This is a genomic window from Rubellimicrobium sp. CFH 75288 (genome assembly GCF_009904055.1).
GTDB lineage: Bacteria > Pseudomonadota > Alphaproteobacteria > Rhodobacterales > Rhodobacteraceae > Rubellimicrobium.
On record NZ_WYDP01000003.1, the window covers coordinates 478,591 to 500,335 of the forward strand.

At 70.7% G+C, this 21,745-nt stretch carries 17 protein-coding genes; 5 read left to right on the plus strand and 12 right to left on the minus strand.

The annotated features are described in order from the left end of the window. Positions 1-8 precede the first annotated feature (8 nt). On the minus strand, positions 9-2,207 hold the full coding sequence (locus GT358_RS05610) for an esterase-like activity of phytase family protein (protein ID WP_166581583.1): 2,199 nt from the start codon (positions 2,205-2,207) through the stop codon (positions 9-11). A gap of 133 nt (positions 2,208-2,340) precedes the next feature. Between GT358_RS05610 and lepA the strand changes: the two genes are divergently transcribed. Beyond that, a complete protein-coding gene (lepA, locus tag GT358_RS05615; RefSeq protein ID WP_166581584.1) occupies positions 2,341-4,140 on the plus strand; it encodes a translation elongation factor 4 in 1,800 nt (599 codons plus the stop codon). A gap of 458 nt (positions 4,141-4,598) precedes the next feature. Here the strand turns inward: lepA and GT358_RS05620 are convergent, their stop codons facing one another. Beyond that, positions 4,599-6,146 (minus strand): alpha/beta fold hydrolase, encoded by a 1,548-nt coding sequence (locus GT358_RS05620; protein WP_166581585.1) that lies wholly within the window; start codon positions 6,144-6,146, stop codon positions 4,599-4,601. A 77-nt stretch (positions 6,147-6,223) separates the two neighbouring features. Between GT358_RS05620 and GT358_RS16480 the strand changes: the two genes are divergently transcribed. Together GT358_RS16480 and GT358_RS05630 are read left to right on the plus strand one after the other, a co-directional pair. After that, complete coding sequence (locus tag GT358_RS16480) at positions 6,224-8,845, plus strand: OmpA family protein (RefSeq protein ID WP_208103329.1); 2,622 nt, start codon at positions 6,224-6,226, stop codon at positions 8,843-8,845. Beyond that, positions 8,845-9,645, plus strand: coding sequence for a hypothetical protein (locus GT358_RS05630; RefSeq protein ID WP_166581586.1), 801 nt, complete (start codon positions 8,845-8,847; stop codon positions 9,643-9,645). Before GT358_RS16480 ends, GT358_RS05630 begins: the two co-directional genes overlap by 1 nt. Positions 9,646-9,708: 63 nt before the next feature. Here the strand turns inward: GT358_RS05630 and pqqE are convergent, their stop codons facing one another. The 10 genes from pqqE to GT358_RS05680 all read right to left on the minus strand — a co-directional run bounded on the left by pqqE (position 9,709) and on the right by GT358_RS05680 (position 20,079). Then, positions 9,709-10,809, minus strand: coding sequence for a pyrroloquinoline quinone biosynthesis protein PqqE (pqqE, locus tag GT358_RS05635; protein WP_166581587.1), 1,101 nt, complete (start codon positions 10,807-10,809; stop codon positions 9,709-9,711). Further along, complete coding sequence (gene pqqD, locus GT358_RS05640; protein ID WP_166581588.1) at positions 10,802-11,092, minus strand: pyrroloquinoline quinone biosynthesis peptide chaperone PqqD; 291 nt, start codon at positions 11,090-11,092, stop codon at positions 10,802-10,804. Before pqqD ends, pqqE begins: the two co-directional genes overlap by 8 nt. 2 nt (positions 11,093-11,094) lie before the next feature. After that, complete coding sequence (gene pqqC / locus GT358_RS05645; RefSeq protein WP_371416225.1) at positions 11,095-11,853, minus strand: pyrroloquinoline-quinone synthase PqqC; 759 nt, start codon at positions 11,851-11,853, stop codon at positions 11,095-11,097. Continuing rightward, complete coding sequence (pqqB, locus tag GT358_RS05650; protein WP_166581590.1) at positions 11,850-12,731, minus strand: pyrroloquinoline quinone biosynthesis protein PqqB; 882 nt, start codon at positions 12,729-12,731, stop codon at positions 11,850-11,852. Before pqqB ends, pqqC begins: the two co-directional genes overlap by 4 nt. 9 nt (positions 12,732-12,740) lie before the next feature. Then, a complete protein-coding gene (gene pqqA, locus GT358_RS05655) occupies positions 12,741-12,842 on the minus strand; it encodes a pyrroloquinoline quinone precursor peptide PqqA (protein ID WP_166581591.1) in 102 nt (33 codons plus the stop codon). Between the two features lie 135 nt (positions 12,843-12,977). Further along, positions 12,978-14,879, minus strand: coding sequence for a beta-galactosidase (locus GT358_RS05660; protein WP_166581592.1), 1,902 nt, complete (start codon positions 14,877-14,879; stop codon positions 12,978-12,980). A 31-nt stretch (positions 14,880-14,910) separates the two neighbouring features. Beyond that, a complete protein-coding gene (locus GT358_RS05665; protein ID WP_166581593.1) occupies positions 14,911-16,989 on the minus strand; it encodes an alpha-galactosidase in 2,079 nt (692 codons plus the stop codon). Then, complete coding sequence (locus GT358_RS05670) at positions 16,986-17,831, minus strand: carbohydrate ABC transporter permease (RefSeq protein WP_166581594.1); 846 nt, start codon at positions 17,829-17,831, stop codon at positions 16,986-16,988. Before GT358_RS05670 ends, GT358_RS05665 begins: the two co-directional genes overlap by 4 nt. A gap of 36 nt (positions 17,832-17,867) precedes the next feature. Continuing rightward, a complete protein-coding gene (locus GT358_RS05675) occupies positions 17,868-18,773 on the minus strand; it encodes a carbohydrate ABC transporter permease (protein WP_208103330.1) in 906 nt (301 codons plus the stop codon). 61 nt (positions 18,774-18,834) lie between these two features. Further along, positions 18,835-20,079, minus strand: coding sequence for an ABC transporter substrate-binding protein (locus tag GT358_RS05680; RefSeq protein ID WP_166581595.1), 1,245 nt, complete (start codon positions 20,077-20,079; stop codon positions 18,835-18,837). A gap of 102 nt (positions 20,080-20,181) precedes the next feature. On the opposite strand from GT358_RS05680, the gene GT358_RS05685 reads away from it, so the two are divergent. Further along, positions 20,182-20,970: an IclR family transcriptional regulator gene (locus GT358_RS05685; RefSeq protein ID WP_166581596.1), complete on the plus strand. Its 789-nt coding sequence runs from the start codon at positions 20,182-20,184 to the stop codon at positions 20,968-20,970. Positions 20,971-20,984: 14 nt separating this feature from the next. Next, the coding region (locus GT358_RS05690) for an ABC transporter ATP-binding protein (protein ID WP_166581597.1) at positions 20,985-21,745 on the plus strand (761 nt) is incomplete at its 3' end.

Sequence of the window (21,745 nt, forward strand, 5' to 3'; positions counted from 1 at the left end):
CGGGCCGATCACGGCTCGAGCGGCACGCTCCAGAACAGCGTCTCGCCCGAACTGTCCTGCACCCCGTCATTGTCGGTGACGAGCCACATCGTCCCCTCGCCGTCGATGGCCAGCCCCTCGACCTTGTCCACGACATAGCCCCCCGTCGCGGTCAGGTCCTCCAGCAGGTCGCGCACCACCTCGCGCGTGACCACCGGCAACTCGCCCCCGAGCGGGGCGGGCACCATCTCCGCGAGGGGCACGCGGGTGACGAGCTTCGTGCGCGCCATCTCGCCCAGATGGTTGTCGCGCTCGATCAGATAGACGTGGTCCCCGTGCACCGTCATGTCGCCCAGGCCCACCCAGCCGCCGTCCGTGGGTGCGGCCGTCTCGTAGCGCACCGCCCTCCACTCGGCCGAGGCGGGGTTGTAGGACACGAGCTTCACGTGGTTCTCCGGGTCGTCGCGCCAGGGCCGCTGGATGGCGATCCACACCACCCCGTCGATCACCGTCACCCCCTCGGCCCCGAACCGCGTCTCGTGGTCGAGCAGGGCAGGGGGGAACCCGATCTCCTCGCGGATCGCCCCGTCGGCGCCCACGCGGATCAGACCATGCGGCACCAGCCGGTCCGACCGCCCCTCGGTCACGACCCAGAAGCCCCCCTCGCCATCGAGCGCGATCCCCTCCAGGTCCAGCTTCTGCGCCGGGAACCCGCCGCGCGTCACCCGCAGGGCGCCGGTGATCCGCGCGGGCACCTGCGTGGCGTCGATCGTGAAGATCGTGGGCTGCATTCCCAGCACGCTGTCGCTGACCGCGTAGAGGGTCCCCGGCCGCTCCGGGTCCGCGACCAAGCCTGACAGCGCGCCCCAGCCCAGCGGCCCGCCCTCCGGCGCCTCCGTGCCGGCCGAGGTCAGGTGCGGATAGACGGGCGCGCCCTCCTGCCACTCGTAGATCATGACATGCGACCGCGCCGAGCCGTCCTCGCCGAGGTCCGCCTCGTTGGCCGTGGCCAGCAGCCCGCGCGACGGGATCGCCACCGCGCCCTCCGGGCTGATCCCCGAGGGCAGGAGCTGCGTCAGGACCGGCGCCGCCGGGTCCGTGACGTCATAGACAGCCACGACCGACGACCGCTCGGACAGGACGAACAGCAGCGGCACCCCGTCGAAGACGCCGAAGGCCAGACCCTCCGGTTCGTTGCCCTTCGAATGCGACCGGTGATCGGGATAATGCCCGATCTCCACGATCGCCCGCTCGAGATCGGCGCCGCTCTCCCAGACGACGGTGCCATCCTTGTTCCAGATCGTGACCGAGCGCGAGCCGCCGTCCATGTCGCCTTCGTTGGCGGTGGCGAAGTGGTCGTCATCGATCCACTGGATGCCGTCGGGCTCGCGCAGGCGGCCCGGCTGGTCCCCGGTCGCCAGGATCGCCCCGTCGCGCCGCGTGTCGATCCCCTCCAGGTCCACCGTCCCGGCGGAGAAGTGCGACAGCACCTCGCCCTCGCGCGACAGCACGACGATGTGGTTGTTCTCCTGCAAGGTGACGGCGATCTCGCCCCGGGCGTTGATGTGGACGAACTCCGGCTCGGGGTCCTCCGGCGCGATCTCGGCCAGGCCCGTCACGTCCGCCCGCACGATCCCCTCGCAATCGGGCAGCCCGTCCGTCACGGGGACGATGCTGACCCAGCCCGCGGGCATCTGCCCCACGCGGCCGTCGCCCGCCTCCTCGTCGCGCTCGTTCTCGATCGCCACCGCCAGGAACGACCCGTCGGGGGCCAGCGCGGTCGAGTCGGGCTGCCCGCCCAGGTCGCAGCGTGCCAGTTCCTCCTGCGAGTCGAGGTCGAGCGCCACGAGATGCCCCGAAGGCTCGGTGAAGCTCTCGGACGTGTTCACCGCCACGAAGGCCGTCCGCCCGAGCACGGAGGCGGCCGTGGGCTCCCCCTCCATCTCCACCGCGCCGAGCGGCCTGGGATCGGCCGGGTCCGCGATGTCGATGAAGCCGACCACGCCCAGCGGGCTGTCGGTGTAGATCAGCACGGTGCCATCGTCCGAGGCGTCGATGATCTCGGCCGAGGACTCGCGCGAGCGGTCCTCGCCCTCCGCCATGTTGGCCGTCACCGGAAAGCTCGCCACGCGGTTGAAGGCATGGCCGCGCTCCGCCGCGTCCTGCGCCGCCGCCATCCCCGCCGCCAGCGCGAGCGCCGAGGTCAGCGCGATCCGTGTCGGGTTCATCGGGTCCTCCGTCCTTGCCGATCCGGGACCCCTTGGCGCCTCCGCGTTACAGGAGCGTGACAGCGCCATGACGGCCCCGTGACGCAGGGGCCCTTCCTTGACGCGCGCCCCCGCCGGCCCCATAGCCAGCCGCATGACCGACCCCGCGCGCATCCGCAACTTCTCCATCGTGGCCCATATCGACCACGGCAAGTCCACGTTGGCCGACCGCCTGATCCAGGCGACCGGCACCGTCGCCGACCGCGACATGAAGGACCAGATCCTCGACTCGATGGAGATCGAGCGCGAGCGCGGCATCACCATCAAGGCCAACACCGTCCGCCTCGACTATCGTGCGAAGGACGGCCAGGACTACGTTCTCAACCTCATCGACACGCCCGGTCACGTGGACTTTGCCTACGAGGTCAGCCGCTCCATGCGCGCGGTCGAGGGCTCGCTCCTCGTGGTGGACGCCTCCCAGGGGGTCGAGGCGCAGACGCTCGCCAACGTCTATCAGGCCATCGACGCGGGCCACGAGATCGTGCCCGTCCTGAACAAGATCGACCTGCCGGCGGCCGATCCGGACCGCGTGCGCGCCCAGATCGAGGACGTGATCGGGCTCGATGCCTCCGACGCCGTGCTGATCTCCGCCAAGTCGGGCCTCGGCATCCCCGACGTGCTCGAGGCCATCGTCCACCGCCTCCCGCCACCCAGGGGCGACCGCGACGCGCCGCTCAAGGCGATGCTCGTGGATTCCTGGTACGACCCCTATCTCGGCGTCGTCGTGATGATCCGCGTGATGGACGGCGTGGTGCGCAAGGGCGACCGCATCCGGATGATGGCCACGGGTGCCGTCTACGGCATCGACAAGCTCGCCGTCCTGCGTCCCCAGATGAAGGATATCGCCGAACTCGGCCCCGGCGAGATCGGCGTGTTCACCGCCTCGATCAAGCAGGTCCGCGACACGCGCGTGGGCGACACGATCACCCACGAGCGCCGCGGCACCGACACGCCGTTGCCCGGGTTCAAGCCCGCCCAGCCGGTCGTGTTCTGCGGCCTGTTTCCCGTGGACGCCGCCCAGTTCGAGGATCTGCGCGACGCCATCGAGAAGCTCGCCCTCAACGACGCTTCCTTCAGCTACGAGATGGAGACATCGGCCGCACTCGGCTTCGGCTTCCGCTGCGGCTTTCTGGGCCTCCTGCATCTGGAGGTGATCCGCGACAGGCTCGAGCGCGAATACGACCTCGATCTCATCACCACCGCGCCCAGCGTCGTCTATCACCTGCACATGAAGGACGGCACGATGCGGGACCTGCACAACCCCGCCGACATGCCGGACCTCACCCTGGTGGACCATATCGAGGAGCCGCGGATCAAGGCGACCATCCTGGTCCCGGACGAGTATCTGGGCGACGTGCTCAAGCTCTGCCAGGATCGCCGGGGCATCCAGCTCAACCTGACCTATGCCGGCAGCCGCGCGATGGTCGAATACGACCTGCCGCTCAACGAGGTGGTGTTCGACTTCTACGACCGCCTCAAGTCCGTGACCAAGGGCTATGCAAGCTTCGACTACCAGATCACCGGCTACCGGCAGGACAACCTGGTGAAGATGCAGATCCTGGTGAACGGCGAGCCGGTGGACGCGCTCTCCATGATGGTCCATCGCGACCGGGCCGAGACGCGCGGCCGCGCCATGGTGGAAAAGCTCAAGGAGCTGATCCCCCGCCACATGTTCCAGATCCCCATCCAGGCCGCCATCGGCGGCAAGGTCATCGCGCGCGAGACGCTCTCGGCGCTGCGAAAGGACGTGACCGCCAAGTGCTACGGCGGCGACGCCACGCGCAAGCGCAAGCTTCTCGAGAAGCAGAAGGCCGGCAAGAAGCGCATGCGTCAGTTCGGCAAGGTGGACATTCCGCAGGAGGCGTTCATCTCGGCGCTGAAGATGGACGGGTGACGGGAAAGGTCGCCTGCTCTCTGACCGATCTCGGCCGGGCGTCCGGTTCGCTCCGGGCGCGGTCCCTGAGAAATACCCCCGTGATCCGCGTGCCAAGCGGCCAGCTCCGGCCAGCCTGCCCGTCCCGTGCTCGCCGCAGCGTTCTGGCAGGCCCGGTCCTTCCTTGTGCTCCCTCGGATGCCGGTGCTCCGGTCCTCGCCGGAGGGTCTTAGCGGACCTCGCCTCGGTCTCGCTCGGATCGATCCCGGATTGGAAGAAACCCCGGAGAGCAGGTCAGCCGGAGATGTCGGAAGGGGAGAGACCGGGCGTGCACCGTGGTCGGAGCCCCGCGATCTTCGCGGAACGTTTCCGCTCGCGCCGTTCGGCATCCGCGGCCCCCCGGTCTCTCGGGTCCGCGCGGTCGGGAGAGGTCCTCGCCTCGTTCGACGGCTTCGGGGTTGTCCGGTGGCTCCTGCGCATCAACCTCCCCGATCCAGCCCGAGGCGCAGCGCCGCCCGCAGCGGGAGGGCCGCGTGGCTCAGCGGCAGGGTGTGGCCGGCTTCCTCGACGACCACGAGATCGCAGCGGGGCAGCCGCTCCGCCATCCGGCGGACGGCGGACAGCGAGACGGTGCGGCTTCTCGCCCCGTGCAGCAGGACCACCGGGCAGGTCACCTCCTGAAGCTTGGCCGACCAGTCGCGGTTCGTCACGAACATGTCGGCGATGAAGCCGCGCGCGTCCTGCTCCAGCGCGAAGTCGTGCAGATGCTCGAGCACCGGCAGCGCCGCAGGGTCCGCCATCACATCGTGGTCGTGGTCGCAGCCGGCGAAGACGAGGCGGGGGATGGCGGAGGCGCCCTCAAGCGCCACCCGGCGAAGCCCCAGCCGCACAAGGCTTTCCATTAGATGGGGCACCCGCTGGGCGGCTACGGCATAGAGCCTGTGCCGAGGCGGCATGCCGGCGATCTGCCCCGGCTCGTCCATTGGTGGCGTCACGGGCGCGGCAACCAGGCCGGCCACACGGCCGGGATGGGCCGCGGCCACGGCACAGGCATAGACGGTGCCCACGTCGTGGGCGAGAATGATCGCCCGCCCGATGCCCAGCGCATCGAGGATGCCGACCGCCTGCTCGACTGCCAGCGCGACAGGGTCGGCGCCAGCGGGCAGCGGCACCTCCCCATAGCCGGGCCGCACCGGCGCGATCACGTCGAAGCCGAACAGGCGCGCCTCGGCCGCGGCCTGAGGCCGGCCGAGCACGCCGTAGAGTGCGCCGTGCAGGAACAGGAGCGGCTGCCCACCCGATTCGCCCAGACGCCAGACCGTCGCCGGACCGGCGGCGGCGACCGTCTGGCGGAAGGCCGGCGGGCCGGGGGTCAGGGCGAGCGCGTCGGTTTGACAGGCTGCCCCCGCCACCGCGAGCGTCGCCATCCGGGCGATCGCCTGCGCCTGGCTGCGGACCCCCATCTTGGCCAGGAGACCCTTGATGGCCTGCCGCACGGTGCCGAGTGTCCGGCCCTCCTCCGCCGCGATCGTTTCGGCCGTCCCTCCGGCCAGCAGCCCGAGAGCGATCGTGACCTCGCGCGGAGTCAGGCCATACAGCGCGGCCATGATCTGGCCCAGCCAGTCCGAACCCGCGGGCGGCGCCTCGACAAGATGCCAGCTTCGGCTGTCGGGCAGCGCCGTGGCCTGCACCAGAAGCACCCCGCCCCCTGCCGTCTCGAGCCAGAAGACCCGCCGCAGTTCGGGGGGCCGGGCCAGCGCCGCCGCCACGCCCGGGACGATGGTGCCGCGGCCGCGCAGGGCGAACAGCGCGGCCGCCCGCGCGTTGCAATCCGTCACCCTGCCGTCGGCCCGCACGTTCAGCCAGGCACGCGGGGTGACGGCAGGCGGCGGCAGATCGGAAAGAAGGGTCCGTGCGGCATGAAGGTCCGCCGCCGCGGGGACTGGCGCATCCTCCACATGCCGGCCGATCGCGGCAATCAGGGCATCGTGCAGCCGTGCGAAACGGCGGGGCGGAATACGGGTCATACCCTACCATATGGGAGTAGTCCGGTCTGCCAAGCCCAACCTATCCTTCGGCGCGCAACAAGCACGGGTGGGCCGGGATGATCTGGAATGGCACAGTGCGGCCGGGGGCTCTTGCGGTTGCGGCTCTCCTCGTCGCAGAGGGTAGCGGCGTTGCGCGGGCCGAGGCTCTGCCCTGTCAGGCGCTGGTGACGGCGCTGGCCGAGGAGGGTCGGGTGGCCCTGGACGGCGTCAGCTTCGACTTCAATCGCGCCACGCTGCGCCCCGACAGCCTGCCCGCCTTGGTGGCGGCGCGCGATGCGATCCTCGCGCTCGGCGGCGACTGGCGAATCGAGGGGCATACCGACAGCGTCGGCAGCCACGCCTACAACCAGGCGTTGTCCGAGGCGCGGGCAGGGGCGGTGCGCGACTGGCTGGTGGCCGCAGGGGTGCCGGCGGCGAGCCTGACCGCGCAGGGCTTCAGCTTCGACCGGCCGGTCGCCCCGAACGACAGCGAGGCGGGCCGGGCGCAGAACCGCCGGGTCGAACTGGCGGGCGCGGTCGCGCCCGGCCTGGCGGGCTTCGGCGGGCCGGCGGGCGTCGATCCCTGCCCGGCGACGCTGACGCCGGCCACCACCGCCGCGGCCGAGCTGCCGTCACCGCCACCCGTCACCGGCTGGACCGGCACAGGCGGACCCGAATGGCTGCCCTTCGCCTACCTCATGACCACCGGCGACGGCGCCGCCGAGGGCTGGCGGGGCGAGCGGCTTGCGATGCTGCCGGGCACTCAGCCCCAGGCCTGCCAGGCCCTGTGTCTGGCCAACGAGGAATGCGCGGCCTTCAGCTTCGAGCCCGCAGGCAGCTTCTTCGTGGCCGAGGCGCGCTGCCTGCTGCTCGGTTACGGCACCGAGGTCGATCTGATGCGCGACAACGGCTATTTCGGCGGCGGCACCCATTTCGCCGCCGGGCTCAAGCCCGACGCGCGCATCCTGACGCCGCAATCCGAGACGTTGGCGGCAGAGATCCTCGCCGACATGGCTGAGGTCGCCGCGCTGCGCGCGCGGGTGCGGCTCATGGCGCCCGAGACGGCGCCGGACGGCGACTGGCTGACGGTGGCGATTTCCGGCGCCGCCGACCCCGGCCGCTTCCCGAGCTACGTCGAGATCGCCGAACTCGATGACTACGCCTTCGACTGGTCGAAGAGCCGGTCGTCGCTTCCGGTCACGGTCACGGATGGGGTTGCCGGCGATCTGCTGGTCCCCGAGCCGGGCGACTTCGTCCTGCGCTACGTGATCGACCACCCGACCGCCGGTCGGCACAGCATCGCCGAGCAGCTTCTGCGCGTGGCGGCGGGCGCCGATACATCCGCCCCGGGCGCCGTTGCCGCGACGCTCGACTTTCCCATGGTCGTCGCGCCGGGCGAGCAGTTCACTGTTTCCTTCACCGGCCCGCGCTTTCCCGGCGACTGGATCGACATGATCGCGCCGGGCAATGACGAGGACATGTCGGGCGGCTTCGGCTGGGCCTGGGCCGAGGGCGGCTCGGTCGAACTGACCGCGCCCGAGGCGCCAGGCGAATACCTGCTGCGCTATGTCGCCGAGCACCCCGAACTGGGCCGCACCGTCGCGGGGCAGGAGGTGCTGGTGGTGCGCGCCGGGGCCGCGCCGGTGCCCGGACCGGGGGCCGCGCCCGCAGCGGCGGCGGCGGAGGAGGAGGTCGCCTTCCGCTGCGACGGGGCGGGGTTTGCTCCCTGCGAGATCCGCGTGCCCGAGGTCGGCCTGAGCCTCTCGCTTATGCCAGGCTATGGCATCACTCGGCCCGAGCGGCCGACCACCGCGGCGGGCGAGGCCGCCGTTCGGCCGGTCTTCGACATGGTGCGGCTGGCCGACAGCGCGGTGATCGCCACCGTCAACCCCCGGCAGGCAAGCAGCGCGTTCTGCTTCCCCGCAACCCTCGACACGATCTGCACCCTGGGCGCGCCGGCCGAAGCCGACATGCTGGCGCTTCTCGCGCTTGTGGGCTCGCTCGAGGAGATGGCGGCTGCGGCCCAGCCGGAACCCGAGCCCGATACGGCTGCGGCCGGGCCGATGCAGGGGATCTGGTTCGGAGCGCTGGACATGCCCGGCAACCCGCAGGACCAGGCGCTGTTCCTGCTGCTCGAACTGATGCAGGATGCGGGTAACGTCGCGGTGTCGGGCAGCTTCGTCACCGCGCCCGATCTCGGCCCCGCGCCGGGGCTTTCGGGCGACGTGACGGGCGCGGTCGCGGGCGAGACGCTGAACCTGTCGCTGGTCGCATCCGACGGGATGGCGATGGTGTTCAGCGGCGCACCTTGGGGCGGCGATGCCTGGCGCGGGCAGCTCATGGGGTCGCTCGGATCGGCGATGCAGCCCGTTGGCGCGATCCTGCGGCTCGAGGCCCGACCGGGCGAGGACTGGAGCGGCCCGCCCTGGATGACCGGCGCGCCCGAGGGCATGGCGGCGGCGCTGGGGATGGGGGCGGCGGCGCTTGAAGGGCTTCTGTCCGGAGACGAGTTTGACGGCAATGACCGGGCGATGCTCGAGATGCTCGGCGCATTGATGGGCGGCGGGGCCGCGCCGGCCGCCCCGGACCCGGCCGCCCCCTCGCCGCAGATGCGGGCGCTCGGCGGCACGGCGCTGGCCGATCTCGACGCCGAGGAGGCGCTGATCCTGTTCGCTCCCCATCTCTTGGAGGCCCGCTGATGTTCCGCTCCCTCACCCTGACCGGGCCGCTCGCCCTGGCGCTCGCCCTGCCAGCCGCCGCGCAGGAGATCATCCGCCGCACCGATCCCGGCAACATCCTGGGCGAGGTCACGGCCATCTGCACCGCCGGCGGGGGCTGCGAATGCACGGCCATGGTGGACCCGGAGTCGCTAACCGTCCTGCACGGGGTGGCAGATGCCGCGCCCGAGGGCTTTGCCGGCGACGTGCGGGCGCAGACGGTGGTGATCGACCGCAGCGCGGGCATGGTCTATCGCACCGCGCGGGCGCGGGCCGAGATCAACGCCGCCTATGGCGGGCAGGGCGACTGCCCGGTGAAGGAACCGCCCGACGCGCCGCTCGTGCCCCTCGACGGGCTGTGGCAGTGGCGCACGACGGGTCAAGGCATGACCGGCTGCCCGGCCATCCTGGCCGGCGCCCTGGCCGCGGCGCGGACCGAGGCGCCGGCCGCCCGCGTCGCCTGGGGCGGGCGGTTCCATCCCGCGCGGCTGGCCGACAACATGCCCGAGCCCGAAATCTCGGGGATGTCGGCCTATGAATGGCGGCAGACCGGACCGAACCGCTGGCTCTCGGACAACATCCGCGGCCGCGAGTGCGGGGACGGCCCCTGCGTGGAGGTAGGCGTGACTCTCGACATGACGCTGGTGGCACCCGAGCGTGTGGTGGGGGTCCTGTCCACCCGCAGCCGCATCGAGGGGGGCGAACAGGCGATCCTGGCCGCCTTCGGCATGGCCGACTGCCGGGTGCGGGTCCGCTACGAGATCAGGCGCATCGCGCCCTGAGGGACCCGTCCGGCGGACTCTGGCGGCGACCTCATGGCTTGATACGGCATGCAAGGCCCGTCCCTAGCGGGGCGGGGCGCGCATCGTCAGGCCGCTGTCCGAGGCGAGCGCGTCGGCCAGAAGCCGGTCGAGGGCAGCCCGGCCAGGGGTTCGGCGGCAGACCGGGTCGGGAGCGCGCGCATCGCCCAGCACCGCCATGGCCTGGCACCGGCAGCCGCCGTGATCCACCGCGCGACGGTCGCAGGAGCGGCAGGGCTCGGGCATCCAGGCCGTTCCCCGAAAGGCGTTGAACGCCGCGCTCTCCGCCCAGGCCCAGGCCAGCGACACCTGCCGGACATTGGGAAAGACGAGTCCGGGGATGGAGGCGGCTCCATGGCAGGGCAGCACCGTGCCGTCGGGGGCGATGTTGAGGCCCGTCGAGCCCCAGCCGCCCATGCAGGCCTTGGGCAGGTCGGCGTGCCAGTCGGGGGGAACGAAATCGATCACCAGCCGGCCCCGCAGCCGGTCCCGGGCGTCGGCCACGATGCGCTTGGCGCGATCCGTCTGCTCGCGGGTCGGCATCAGGGCGCCGCGGTTCAGCATGGCCCAGCCGTGGAACTGCACGCAGGCCACCTCGATGCGCCGGGCCCCCAGCTCGACCGCCAGCGCGATCGTCGCTTCCAGATCATCGAGGTTCTGCCGATGCATGACCGCGTTCAGGGTCAGCGGCAGACCCCGTGCCACGACCGATCGCGCCACGGCGATCTTGCGTTCGAACCCGCCCGTCAGTCCCCCGATCCGGTCGGAGATGTCCGCCCGCACCCCCTGAAGGGAAAGCTGCACATGGTCGAGGCCCGCCGCCTCCAGCCGGTCGAGCCGTGCCTCCGTCAACCCGATCCCCGAGGTCACCAGGTTCACGTAGAGGCCAGCGCTCCGGGCCTCCGCCACAAGGGTCTCGAGATCGCGCCGCGATGCCGGCTCGCCGCCAGAGAGATGCAGCTGAAGCACGCCCATCTCCGCGGCTTCGCGGAACAGGCGGACCCATTCCGCCGTGTCGAGTTCAGCCGCCCGGGCGACCAGCTCGGTCGGATTGGAGCAGTAGGGGCAGGACAGCGGGCAGCGATGCGTGAGCTCCGCCAGCAGGGCGATCGGCGGCGGGGGAGGGGGCAGGACTCCTTCAGGCATCGCTCCACTCCACCAGGCGGCGCTCGGCCAGGTCGGTCAGGAACACCTCCACGTCGGCGCGGATCTCCGCCTCGGGCGCAAGATAGCGCGCGGCGAGCCGGGCCGAGATGACCGACAGGCTTTGCATCCCGTCCACCTCGTCGAGGATGGCGGCGCCGACCTCGTCCAGCATCAGCGCCCGTTCGGGTCCGAGCAGCACCCGGCAGGCGCGCACGCGGTCGTCATGCAGCCGCACCCCCCTCGGCAGGCGCGGCACCCGGTCAGGGACAGCGCCGCCCGCCACGGTCAGCCTCCGCCGGGCGCGCGGACGGCCTGCCCTTCGCCCGGCCTCCAGGCTCCGGGCGGGGGATGGCCCTCCACATAGGCATGCCACAGCGCATCGAGCTGCGCCCAGAGCACATCCGTCTTGAACACGAGTGCCGCGACGGCCGCATCCTGATCGGCCGGCGTGCGCGCATGATCGAGGACCCACCCCAGGGTGAAGGCGACGTCCTTGGGCGCCTCGTTCAGCCTCTGGCGGAAATAGGCCAGCGTCTCCGGGCTGGCGAAGGCATAGTGCTCGAGCAGCCCCGCGATGCGCCGCTCATGGATCGCAGGCGCGAACAGTTCGGTGAGCGACGAGGCCAGCGCAGCCACGAGCGGCGCCTCGCGCACGAAGCGGACATAGGCGTCCACGGCAAAGCGCGTCGCAGGCAGGACACCGCGGCCGCTTGCGACAAAGGCCGGGTCGAGGCCCACCGCCTCGGCCAGACGCAGCCACCGCCGGATGCCGCCGCCTTCCGCAAGGCCGCCGTCGTGATCCTCCAGCCGCGAGCGCCAGATGCGGCGCAGGTCCGGGTCCTCCATCCGCGACATGAGCGCGGCATCCTTCATAGGGATGCGGCTCTGGTAATACCACCGGTTGATGACCCAGGCCTGCACCTCGGTCATCGAACACTGGCCGCCGTGAAGACGGGCGTGAAACGGGTGCTTGTCGTGATAGCGTTCGGCCCCGACCGCGCGAAGGCGGGCCTCGAGGGCGGTTCGGCTGTCCGGCGCGCTCACGGGACGATCTCCTGCCCGTCGGCGGCGATCTCCCATCCGGCGGCATGGATGGCGTCGCGTTCGGGACCCGGCAGCAGGACGGGATTGGTGTTGTTGATGTGGATGAAGATCCGCCGCCCCCCCATTGTCGCAAGCCGCGACAGGCTTCCCTCCGGGCCCGTCATGGGAACATGCCCCATCCGCCGACCCGTCTTGGAGCCGCAGCCTGCACGGATCATGTCGTCGTCGTGATACACGGTGCCGTCGAACAGGACCACGTCGGCGCCCTCCATCCGCTCGATCAGCCAGTCGGGCAGGGCGGCGCAGGCGGGGGCATAGATCACGCGCCGCCCGTTGGCGCGGATGTCCAGAGCCACCGTCTCCTCCCCCAGTGCCCCCGGATCGGGCCGCTCGCCTTCGAGGTAGAGCGCGACCTTGCCGGGCACGGCGAAGGCCGTCACCGTCAGGCCCGCCGCCTCGAAGGTCCGCTCCAGCTCCATGGCCTCTCGCCGCACCCTGTCGGGAGCCAGCACGCCGAAGACCCTGTCATGGGCCAGCGTCCCGAGGACGGTGCCCGTCGCATGGAGCGTGAAGGGCGAGCCTTCGCGCAGACTCAGAAGACCGGCGACATGATCGATATCGCCGTTCGTCAGGATCACGGCCACGAGCGGACTTTGCCGCAAGCTCGTCGGATGGAGCGGCGGATGGGCTGCCAGCTGCACCCGCAGGTCGGGTGACGCGTTGACGACGACCCAGCGCGCTCCATCGCTCGACAGGGCGATCGAGGACTGGCTCATGCTCGCGATCTGCCCGGACCGCGCGGCCGAGCAGATCGCGCATCCGCAATTCCACTGCGGCAGACCGCCACCCGCACCCGCGCCCAAGATGCGCAGGCGCAAGGCCGTGCGTCAGAACACGGTGTCGTCGCGGCGGTCGTCCTCGGCCGGTCCGTACATGTTGATTTCCATGCCGCAGGCGACTTCGCGCAGGACGGGCTTCTTCCAGGCCATGGCTTGTCCTCCTCCTCCAGGATTGCCGGCACGATCAAAGCACGCGAGGCTCCGTCTGTCGAGTCCCGCTATGGTAGCATGGACCGGGGCGGCACCTTGCGGCGCGCACCCCGGCGGGAGCCGGAGCGGCGGGACCTACGGGTCCAGTGGCGCCCAGTGCACGCCAGCCGGGGGGATCGTGATGCCGCGCCATTCGACCGGCACCGCGTTGTAGTTGAACCAGAACCGGTGCGTGGTTCCGTCCCGCTGCCGCAGCCCTTCCGGCATCCGCTCGACCGCGAGCCCTGCCTCGTCCGCCAGTGTTCCGAGAATGCGATCCAGCGCCTCGTCGTCTGGCCAGCCGGCCAGATAGCGCAGCCGCCCGTGCCGCAGGATCGCCGGCCAGCCGTCGTCGAACCGCTCCACGACCTCCGCCGATCCCTCGACCTTCTCGCGCCAGTGCAGGACCTGCCCGCCGGCCTCGAGCGGCACGGGGATGTCGGGCGGCAGGCTCTCGACCCGCGCGACCGTCGCCTCGAGGCCCGGCAGGTTGGGCGGCAGCGGCACGGGGATGGCGAACTCGGCCGTCTTGCTGTTGGCGCGCGGGCCGACCAGGGCATGGCCCTCGTGGCGGCCCAGAGCGGACAGGAAGGCGGGGGGCAGCGTGGCCACGCCGGGGGCCAGCACGACGCGCCACGCCGACAGGTCGGCCGTGTCGGGGGGGATGATGTCGATGCTGAGCCCCAGCCGCCGCAGCGACCGGTACCAGGCGAACACCAGGCGGAAATAGTCGAAGTCGCGCCCCTGCGGCTGGATCGACCAGGCCCAGGCGCTCTCGTAGTCGAAGACCAGCGCGACGGGCGACCTGCCCGTGCCCGTTTCGGGCATGTCCGCGATCTCGCGCGCGACCTGCGCGGCCTCGGCCAGGGCGGGGGCGGGTTCGCTGTCGGGGCGCAGAAGGCCCGCATGCATCTGCTCCTGCGCGAAGGGCGCCTGCCGCCAGCGGAAGAAGCAGACCGCCTCGGCCCCGTGGGCGAAGGCCTCCCAGGCCCAGAGGCGGGCCATGCCGGGCAGCGGATCGGGGTTCCATGGCGCCCAGTTCACCGGTCCCGGCTGCTGCTCCATGATCCACCACCGCCCACGCCCCACGGCGCGGTAGAGGTCGTGGTGAAAGGCCTGGAAGTCCGGGTCCCCCTGCCGCACGAAGCGCCGCCGGTGCTCGGGTGGAAACTCGAGCCGGTCGGACAGGAAGCCCAGGGGGTAGCTGTCCCACGCCGCGATCTCGAGGTCCGCCCCTACCGCCCAGTGGTCGAAGTCGGTGATGCGCCCCATGAAGTTGTGCGCCACCGGCGCGTCCGAATGGCGGCGGATGATCTCCGCCTGAAGGCGGTTGAAGCTGGCCACCTGCTCCGAGGCGAAGCGGCGAAAGGCCATGCGGTGCGCCGGGTTGGCCTCGGTCACGGTGAGGTTGGGCAGGCCGATCTCGTCGAAGCTCGCATATTCCATCGACCAGAACACGTTGCCCCAAGCGCGGTTGAGCGCCTGCGGCGACTGGTAGCGGCGCGCCAGCCACTCACGGAACGCGGCGAGCGCGGCGGGGGAATAGGACAGGACCGTGTCGTGGCAGGCATACTCGTTGTCGGTCTGCCAGGCCTGCACCTCGCGGCCATAGCGCCGAGCCAGCGCCTCGACGATGCGCGCGCATTCCGCGCGATAGCCTGCGTGGCTGAAATCGTAATGCCGGCGCGATCCGAAGCCCCGCGGGCGTCCCTCGGCGTCCACCGCCAGCATGTCGGGGTGACGCTCCAGCATCCAGCGCGGCGGCGTGGCGGTCGGCGTGCCTAGCACGACCTTCAGCCCCGCCCCGCGCAGCGTGGCGATCGCCCGGTCGAGCCAGTCCCAGTCGAAGCGGCCAGGCTCGGGCTCCATCCGGCTCCAGGCGAACTCGCCGATGCGCACCCAGGTCAGGCCCGCCTCGCGCATGCGCGCGGCGTCCGTCTCCCACCATTCCTCGGGCCAGTGTTCGGGGTAGTAGCAGACGCCCAGAGCGCGGTTCATCCGTCCCATCCTGTTCCTGTTGCGGCCGCGCCTAGAGGCGCGTGCCCTCCACCACCCACATCGTGTGGGGCCAGGCGACCGGCAGCGCCAGCCCCGCCCCCATCAGCGCCGCCCCGCTCAGCGTCAGCGGCCCCTCGAGCAGCGCGACCCGGCCCCGGCTGGCGGGGGGCGCGTCCTGCGGGTTCGCCAGCCGCACCCGGTAGCGCGCCCCGGGCTCGAGGCCGGCGAGCGGCAGGGGACGCGGCAGGCTCTGGATCGTGGTGTCAAGAACCCCGGCGAACAGCACGAAGCGGCTCCCGTCGGCGGCGACCTGCACCTCCGCCGTCACCGCCGGGTCCGGCGTGTCGCAGCGGTGGATCGTGCCCGCCATCGTCCAGACGCGGTTGGCCTTGAACCAGGCGGTCACGGTCCGCAGCACCGCCTCCTCCTCGGCCGAGAGGGTGCGCAGGTCCATCTCGAAGCCGAAATGGCGGCTGGCTGCGACCCAGGCGCGGAACGCCATCGGCAGCACGCGCCCCGTCGTGTGGCTCGTGGCCGCGCCCACATGGCTGCCCGTGACGGCGGCGGGCAGGACCAGCGCCGCGTCGGCCTGCATCCGGAGCCGCTCGGCCGCATCCAGGCAGTCCGACAACCACACCCGCTGCGTCCGCGCCAGGATGCCCGCGTCGATGCGCCCCCCGCCCGAGGCGCAGCTCTCGATCTCGACCCCCGGATGGGCGGCGCGCAGCCGGTCGAGCAGGGCATAGGTCCCGCGCGTCTGGGCGGCCGCGACGACGGGCAGCAGGCGGTTGTGGTCCCACTTCAGGTAGTCGATGGGATACTCGCGCAGGAGCGCGTCCAGCACCCCGAACAGGTGGTCGCGCACCTCCGCGCGCCCGAGGTCCAGCACCAGCTGGTTGCGCCCCGTCGCCTGATCGGCCGGCCCCAGCACCCAGTCGGGATGGACGCGCAAGAGGTCGCTGTCGGGGTTGGCCATCTCGGGCTCGACCCACAGGCCGAAGGTCATGCCGAGGCCGTGCACATGCGCGATCAGCGGGTGCAGCCCCTCGGGCCACTTGCGCCGGTCCACGCTCCAGTCCCCGAGCGAGGAGGTGTCGTCATCGCGCCCCTTCACCCATCCGCCGAACCAGCCGTCGTCGAGCACGAAGCGCTCGGCCCCGATCGCGGCCGCGCGGTCGGCGATGGCGGTCAGGGTCCCGAGGTCGTGGCGGAAATAGACCGCCTCCCAGCAATTGTAGTGGACGGGGCGCGGGCGGGCCGGGTCCGGCCAGCGCACCACCCGGTCGCGCAGGTCGCGCTGGAACGTCGCCCCGATCCCGTTCAGCCCCGAGACCGAGATGCAGGCGATCAGGTCCGCCGTCTCGAAAACGGTGCCGGGCTCGGTCTCGGCGCCCCAGGCATGGCCCATCTGGATCTGCCGCCGCCCGTCGGGCAGCGCCTCGGCCACGCTCCGGTGCCCGCCCGACCAGGCGTAGTGCAGCGCGTGAACGGTGCCTTGGGTCCAGCGCGCGCCCTCGTGCGGGAACAGGACCCAGGGCGGATGCTCGTGCCCCGAGCGGCCGGTGCGGGATTCGCGCAGGCGGATACCGGGGGTCCAAGGGGTGAGGACAGGGTGGAACTCGCGCGTCCAGCGGCCATGGAAGTCGAGGATGTCGCCCGATTGCGGCGCGGGCAGGACCGGCGCGGCCAGCCACTGCATCCGCACCGGCGCCTCCGATTCCAGCCGTGTGCGCATCACCAGAACGCCGGTCGGTTCGGTCCGGAACGAATGGATCAGCGTCAGCCCCTCGGCCCGGCTGACCAGGCGCAGCGCCTCGTCATCCTCCTCGGCATCGGAGAAGCGGAACCGGGGCACGAGCGGCGCCCCGTCCGCCGCCGCCAGCACGAGGCCCGGCTGCCCCTGCCACGGCTCTCCGGGGCCGGGGCAGAGCGTCAGGGGCGCGAGGACATCCAGCATCCCGCCCGTCCGGTCCATCCGCGCCGCTTGCGCAAGCTCGGCCAGGTCCTCGTCCGGCGGCAGGGCGGGGCCCCACCAGACGGCCTCGGGCACGCCCCCCCCGGTCGCCAGGACCAGGGTCTGGGCGCCGGCATCGAGCCGCCAGGTTTTCACTTCACGGCCCCGAGCGTGAGCCCCGCGATGAAGTGCCGCTGCATCAGGAAGAACATCAGCACCGGCGGCAGCGCGGCCAGGATCGAGCCGGCCGAGACCAGGTGCCACTGCGCGATCCACTGCCCGTTCAGCGCCGAGAGGCCGGCCGTGATGGGCTGGGTGTCGGGGCCCTGCGTCAGCACCGTGGCCCAGAAGAAGTCGTTCCAGATGAAGGTGAAGACCAGCACCGACAGCGCCGCGATCGCGGGCCGCATCAGGGGCAGCACGATGAACCAGAAGATGCGCCACTCGGCCACCCCCTCAACCCGCGCCGCCTCGATCAGCTCGAAGGGCAGGGCGCGGATGAAGTTGCGCATGAACAGCGTGCAGAACCCCGTCTGGAACGCGATGTGGAACAGCGCGAGCCCGTACCACGTGTCGTACATGCCCAGCTGCAGCGTCATGTCGCGCACGGGCACCATCAGGATCTGGAAGGGCACGAAGTTGCCCGCCACGAACAGGAAGAACACGATCAGGTTGGACGGAAAGCGGTACACCGCCAGCGCGAAGCCCGCCATCAGCGACAGGGCGATCGAGCCGATCACCGTGGGCACCGTCACCCACAGGCTGTTGAGCATGTAGCGCGCGATGGGCGACTGGCGGAAGATCTCGACATAGTTGCTCCAGGCGATGGCCGAGGGCATCCCGAAGTAATTGCCCTGCGCCAGGTCCGAGGCCGGCCGGAGCGAGGTCAGCGCCACGCCCAGAAGCGGAAACAGCCACAGGAGCAGCGCCACGGGCAGCGCCACGGCATACAGCCAGCGCGCGGGGGCGGGGGCCTGCTGGATCGGGCGGGGAAACATGGGCTCACATCTCCGGGCGAAGGAACGGGGGCATCGTCAGCGCTCCGTCTCCTGCCGCCACATCCGCCAGATGAAGCCCGAGATGAAGACCATCATGATGGCGAACAGCACCACCGCGATGGCCGCGCCGTATCCCATGCGGAATCCGTATTCGCCCAGCGCCATCTCGTACATGTAGTAGGAGAGCACCCGGCTCGAGCCGAAGGGGCCGCCCGATGTCATGATCGAGACGAGGTCGAAGGAGCGCAGCGCGCCGATGACGGTGACGATCACGGCGATAAAGGTGGCGGGGCGCAGCTGGGGCAGGATCACGTGCCACAGCATCCGCCACCCCTTGGCCCCGTCCAGCCGCGCGGCCTCGACCTGATCGGGGGCGACGTTGTTGAGCCCCGTCAGGTACAGGATCAGCACATAGGCGATCTGCGGCCACAGCCCCGCCGCGATGATCCCGTAGGTCACGAGGTTCGGGTCGGCGAGCACGGCCACGCCGCGCCCCGTGATCCACTCCACCAGCGAATAGAACAGCCCGAAATTCGGCGCGTAGAACCACGAGAACATCAGCCCGACGACGACCTGGCTGATGACGAAGGGAAAGAAGAACAGGGACTTGTAGAGGCGGATGCCCGTCACCGTCTGGTTCAGGAAGATCGCCAGGAACAGCCCGATGGGCAGCGCCAGCATGTAGAGCACCAGCCACTTGAGGTTGTTCCACAAGGACACGGTGAAGGCCGGGTCCCCCGCGAGCTCGCGGTAATTGCCCAGGCCCACGAAGCGGCCCGTGAACTGCCCGTCGCGGTCATAGAGCCCGTTCCAGTCGTAGAACGACAACGTGACGCTGTAGGCGATCGGCCACAGCACATAGATCGTGAACATGACGAGGGCCGGCGCCAGGAACAGCCAGGGCGCCACCTGCCGCTGGCTCAGCCGTCTCGATGATGCCATGGAGCCCCCGTCATGCCGTCAGGATGAGGGCGCCCCTGCCAGCGGGGGCGCCCGGTCGGGATCACTGCGCCGCATAGACCCTTTGGCGCACCTGCTCGAGCCGGTTCAGGATCGCGTCGAGCTGCTCGGGCTGGACCAGGAATTGCTGGAACCCTTCCATGGCGGCCTGCGCCATCTCGGCCGGCGCGTCGCGGTCGAAGAACTGGGCCAGCGCCGAGGCATCGGCCAGCGACTCGAAGCTCGTCTGCAGGAACGGATCGTCCGCCACGCTGGCATTGCGGTTGGGCGGCAGACCGCCCTCGGCATTGAGCCGCGTCTGCGCCTCGGGGCTCGCGATGTAGGCCAGGAAGGTCTTGGCATCCTCGGGGTTCTGGGCGCCCGCGGTCAGGTGGATCGTGTCCGTCGGCGCCTCCTCGGCGCGGGGCAGGCCGGGGGTGATCTCCGGGAACACCATGAAGCCCAGCTGCTCGTCGCTCATGCCGCCTTCGCGGAAGGTGCCCACGGCGAAGTTGCCGATCACGTAATGCGCCGCCCGTCCCTGCACGATCAGCGCGGCCGCATCCTGCCAGTCGATGGCGGCATGGTTGGCGGTGATGAAGGGCCGCAGCCGGTCCAGTTCGGCAAAGACCCGGCGCACGGAGTCGTCCGTCCACGGGATCTCGCCGTTGGTCAGCTGCATGTGCCAGTCGTAGCCGTTGGTCCGCAGCGAGATGTAGTCGAAGATGCCGGCTACGGGCCACAGGGCGCGGCTGCCCGTGGTCACGCAGTCGATGCCGGCTGCCTGGAACGTCTCGCAATTGGCGAGGAACTCGTCCCAGGTCATCCCCTCGGTCCCCGGAGGCTCGATCCCCGCCCGCTCGTAGGCGTCGCGGTTGAAGTAGATGCCCCACTGATAATAGGTGTAGGGGATGCCGTAGATGCCGCCGTCGAAGGTCATGGAGGCTTCGGTCGCCCCCATCGCCTCGCTCAGGTTGTTCTCCTCCCAGACATCGCTGATGTCCGCAAACAGCCCGGCCTCCACGAAGGGCCGCATCCGGTTGCCGGCGAACCAGGTCGCCAGGTCGGGGGGATTGGCTGTCAGGAAGTTGCGGATCGCCGTCTTGTAGGCCTCGTGGTCGAAGTTGTTGAGCCGGATGTCGATGTCCGGATGCGCGGCTTCGAAGTCGGCGATCACGCTTTCCCAGATCGCGCGGGGGGCCGCGTCGAAGTTGCTGTTGAACGTGACGACGCGCTGTTCGCCGACCGCCGCCGTCGCAGCGAGCCCGAGTCCCACAAGCGCCGCCGCAGCGGATGTTGTCCGTGTCATGGTTTCCTCCCTCGGTTCCATTATCCGAAACTTGGTCTTGAATATTGAAAGCTAAACCGGGACTCCTCTATCCTGTCAATCGGTGTCGGAGGGTCGTGTGGAATGGGCTCGGGCGGCGCGGAAGGGGGAACGGTGGGCAAGGCTCTCGATGTGCTCGACGCGGTGGCGGCGGCAGGGCGACCCGTCCGCTTCTCCGAACTGCTGAGCCGCGTGCCCTATCCCAAGGCGACGCTCTACCGCTTCCTTCAGGTGCTCACGAGTCAGGGCATGCTGACCTACGATCCCGAGCGGCAGCATTACGCGCTGGGCATCCGTCTCGTCCGGCTCGCCCATGCCGCCTGGGTCCAGTCGAGCCTCGCACCGATCGCGCGTCCGTGGATCGAGCGGCTTGCCGCAGAGGTTGGTGAGACGATCCATCTCGCCCAGATGGACGGGGCGCAGGTTCTTTATGTGGACAAGCTGAACGCCACCCGCCCGGTCGAGATGTTCTCGCAGGCGGGCAAGGTCGGCCCGGCCTACTGCACCGGCCTCGGCAAGGCGATGCTGGCCTTCCTGCCCTCTCCGGCCCTGGAGGAGGCGCTGGCGCGGCAGGCCTTCCATCCCTTCACGCCCAACACGATCACCTCGCCCGAAGCCCTCCGGGCCGAGCTGGAGGCGATCCGCAGGAGCGGTCATGCCAGGGACCGGGAGGAGCACGAGCCGGGCATCATCTGCATCGCAGCCCCCATCCTCACGAGGGGAGGGCGCGTCCTCGGGGCGCTGTCGGTCACGTCCACCACCGCGCGGACCTCTCTGGCGGCGATGGAGCGGCTCGCGCCGCGGATCAAGGATACGGCCGCCCGCATCGCGGCCGAGGCGGAAAGCTGGCGCTTTCCCGAAATCACGCACTGAGGGGGAGAAGCAGGATGTCGGGCGTCACGCTGGAGGGTGTGGTCAAGCGGTTCGGCGAGGCCGAGGTGATCCACGGCGTGGATCTCGCGGTGGCGGACGGCGCCTTCTGCGTCTTCGTCGGGCCGTCCGGTTGCGGCAAGTCCACCCTGCTGCGGATGATTGCCGGTCTGGAGGAGACGACCGAGGGGCGCATCCGCATCGGCGGGCGCGACGTCACCCGCATGGACCCGGCCGAGCGCGGCGTGGCCATGGTGTTCCAGACCTACGCGCTCTATCCCCACATGACCGTGGCCGAGAACATGAGCTTCGGCCTGCGCATGACGGGCCATCCGAAGGCCGAGATCGCCCGCAAGGTGGCCGAGGCCGCACGCATCCTCAAGCTCGAGCCGCTCATGGCCCGCAAGCCCCGTGCCCTCTCGGGCGGCCAGCGGCAGCGCGTCGCCATCGGGCGTGCCATCGTCCGCGGTCCCGAGGTGTTCCTGTTCGACGAGCCGCTGTCGAACCTCGACGCCGAGCTGCGCGTCGAGATGCGGGTGGAGCTGGCGCGGCTTCACCGCGAGATCGGCGCCACCATGATCTACGTCACCCACGACCAGGTCGAGGCGATGACGCTCGCCGACGTCATCGTGGTCCTGCGCGCGGGCCGGATCGAGCAGGTGGGCCGGCCGCTCGACCTCTACCACGACCCCGACAACCGCTTCGTCGCGGGCTTCATCGGCAGCCCGTCGATGAACTTCGTCACCGGACGGGTGGAGGGGCCGGGCCTCGTCGCCGC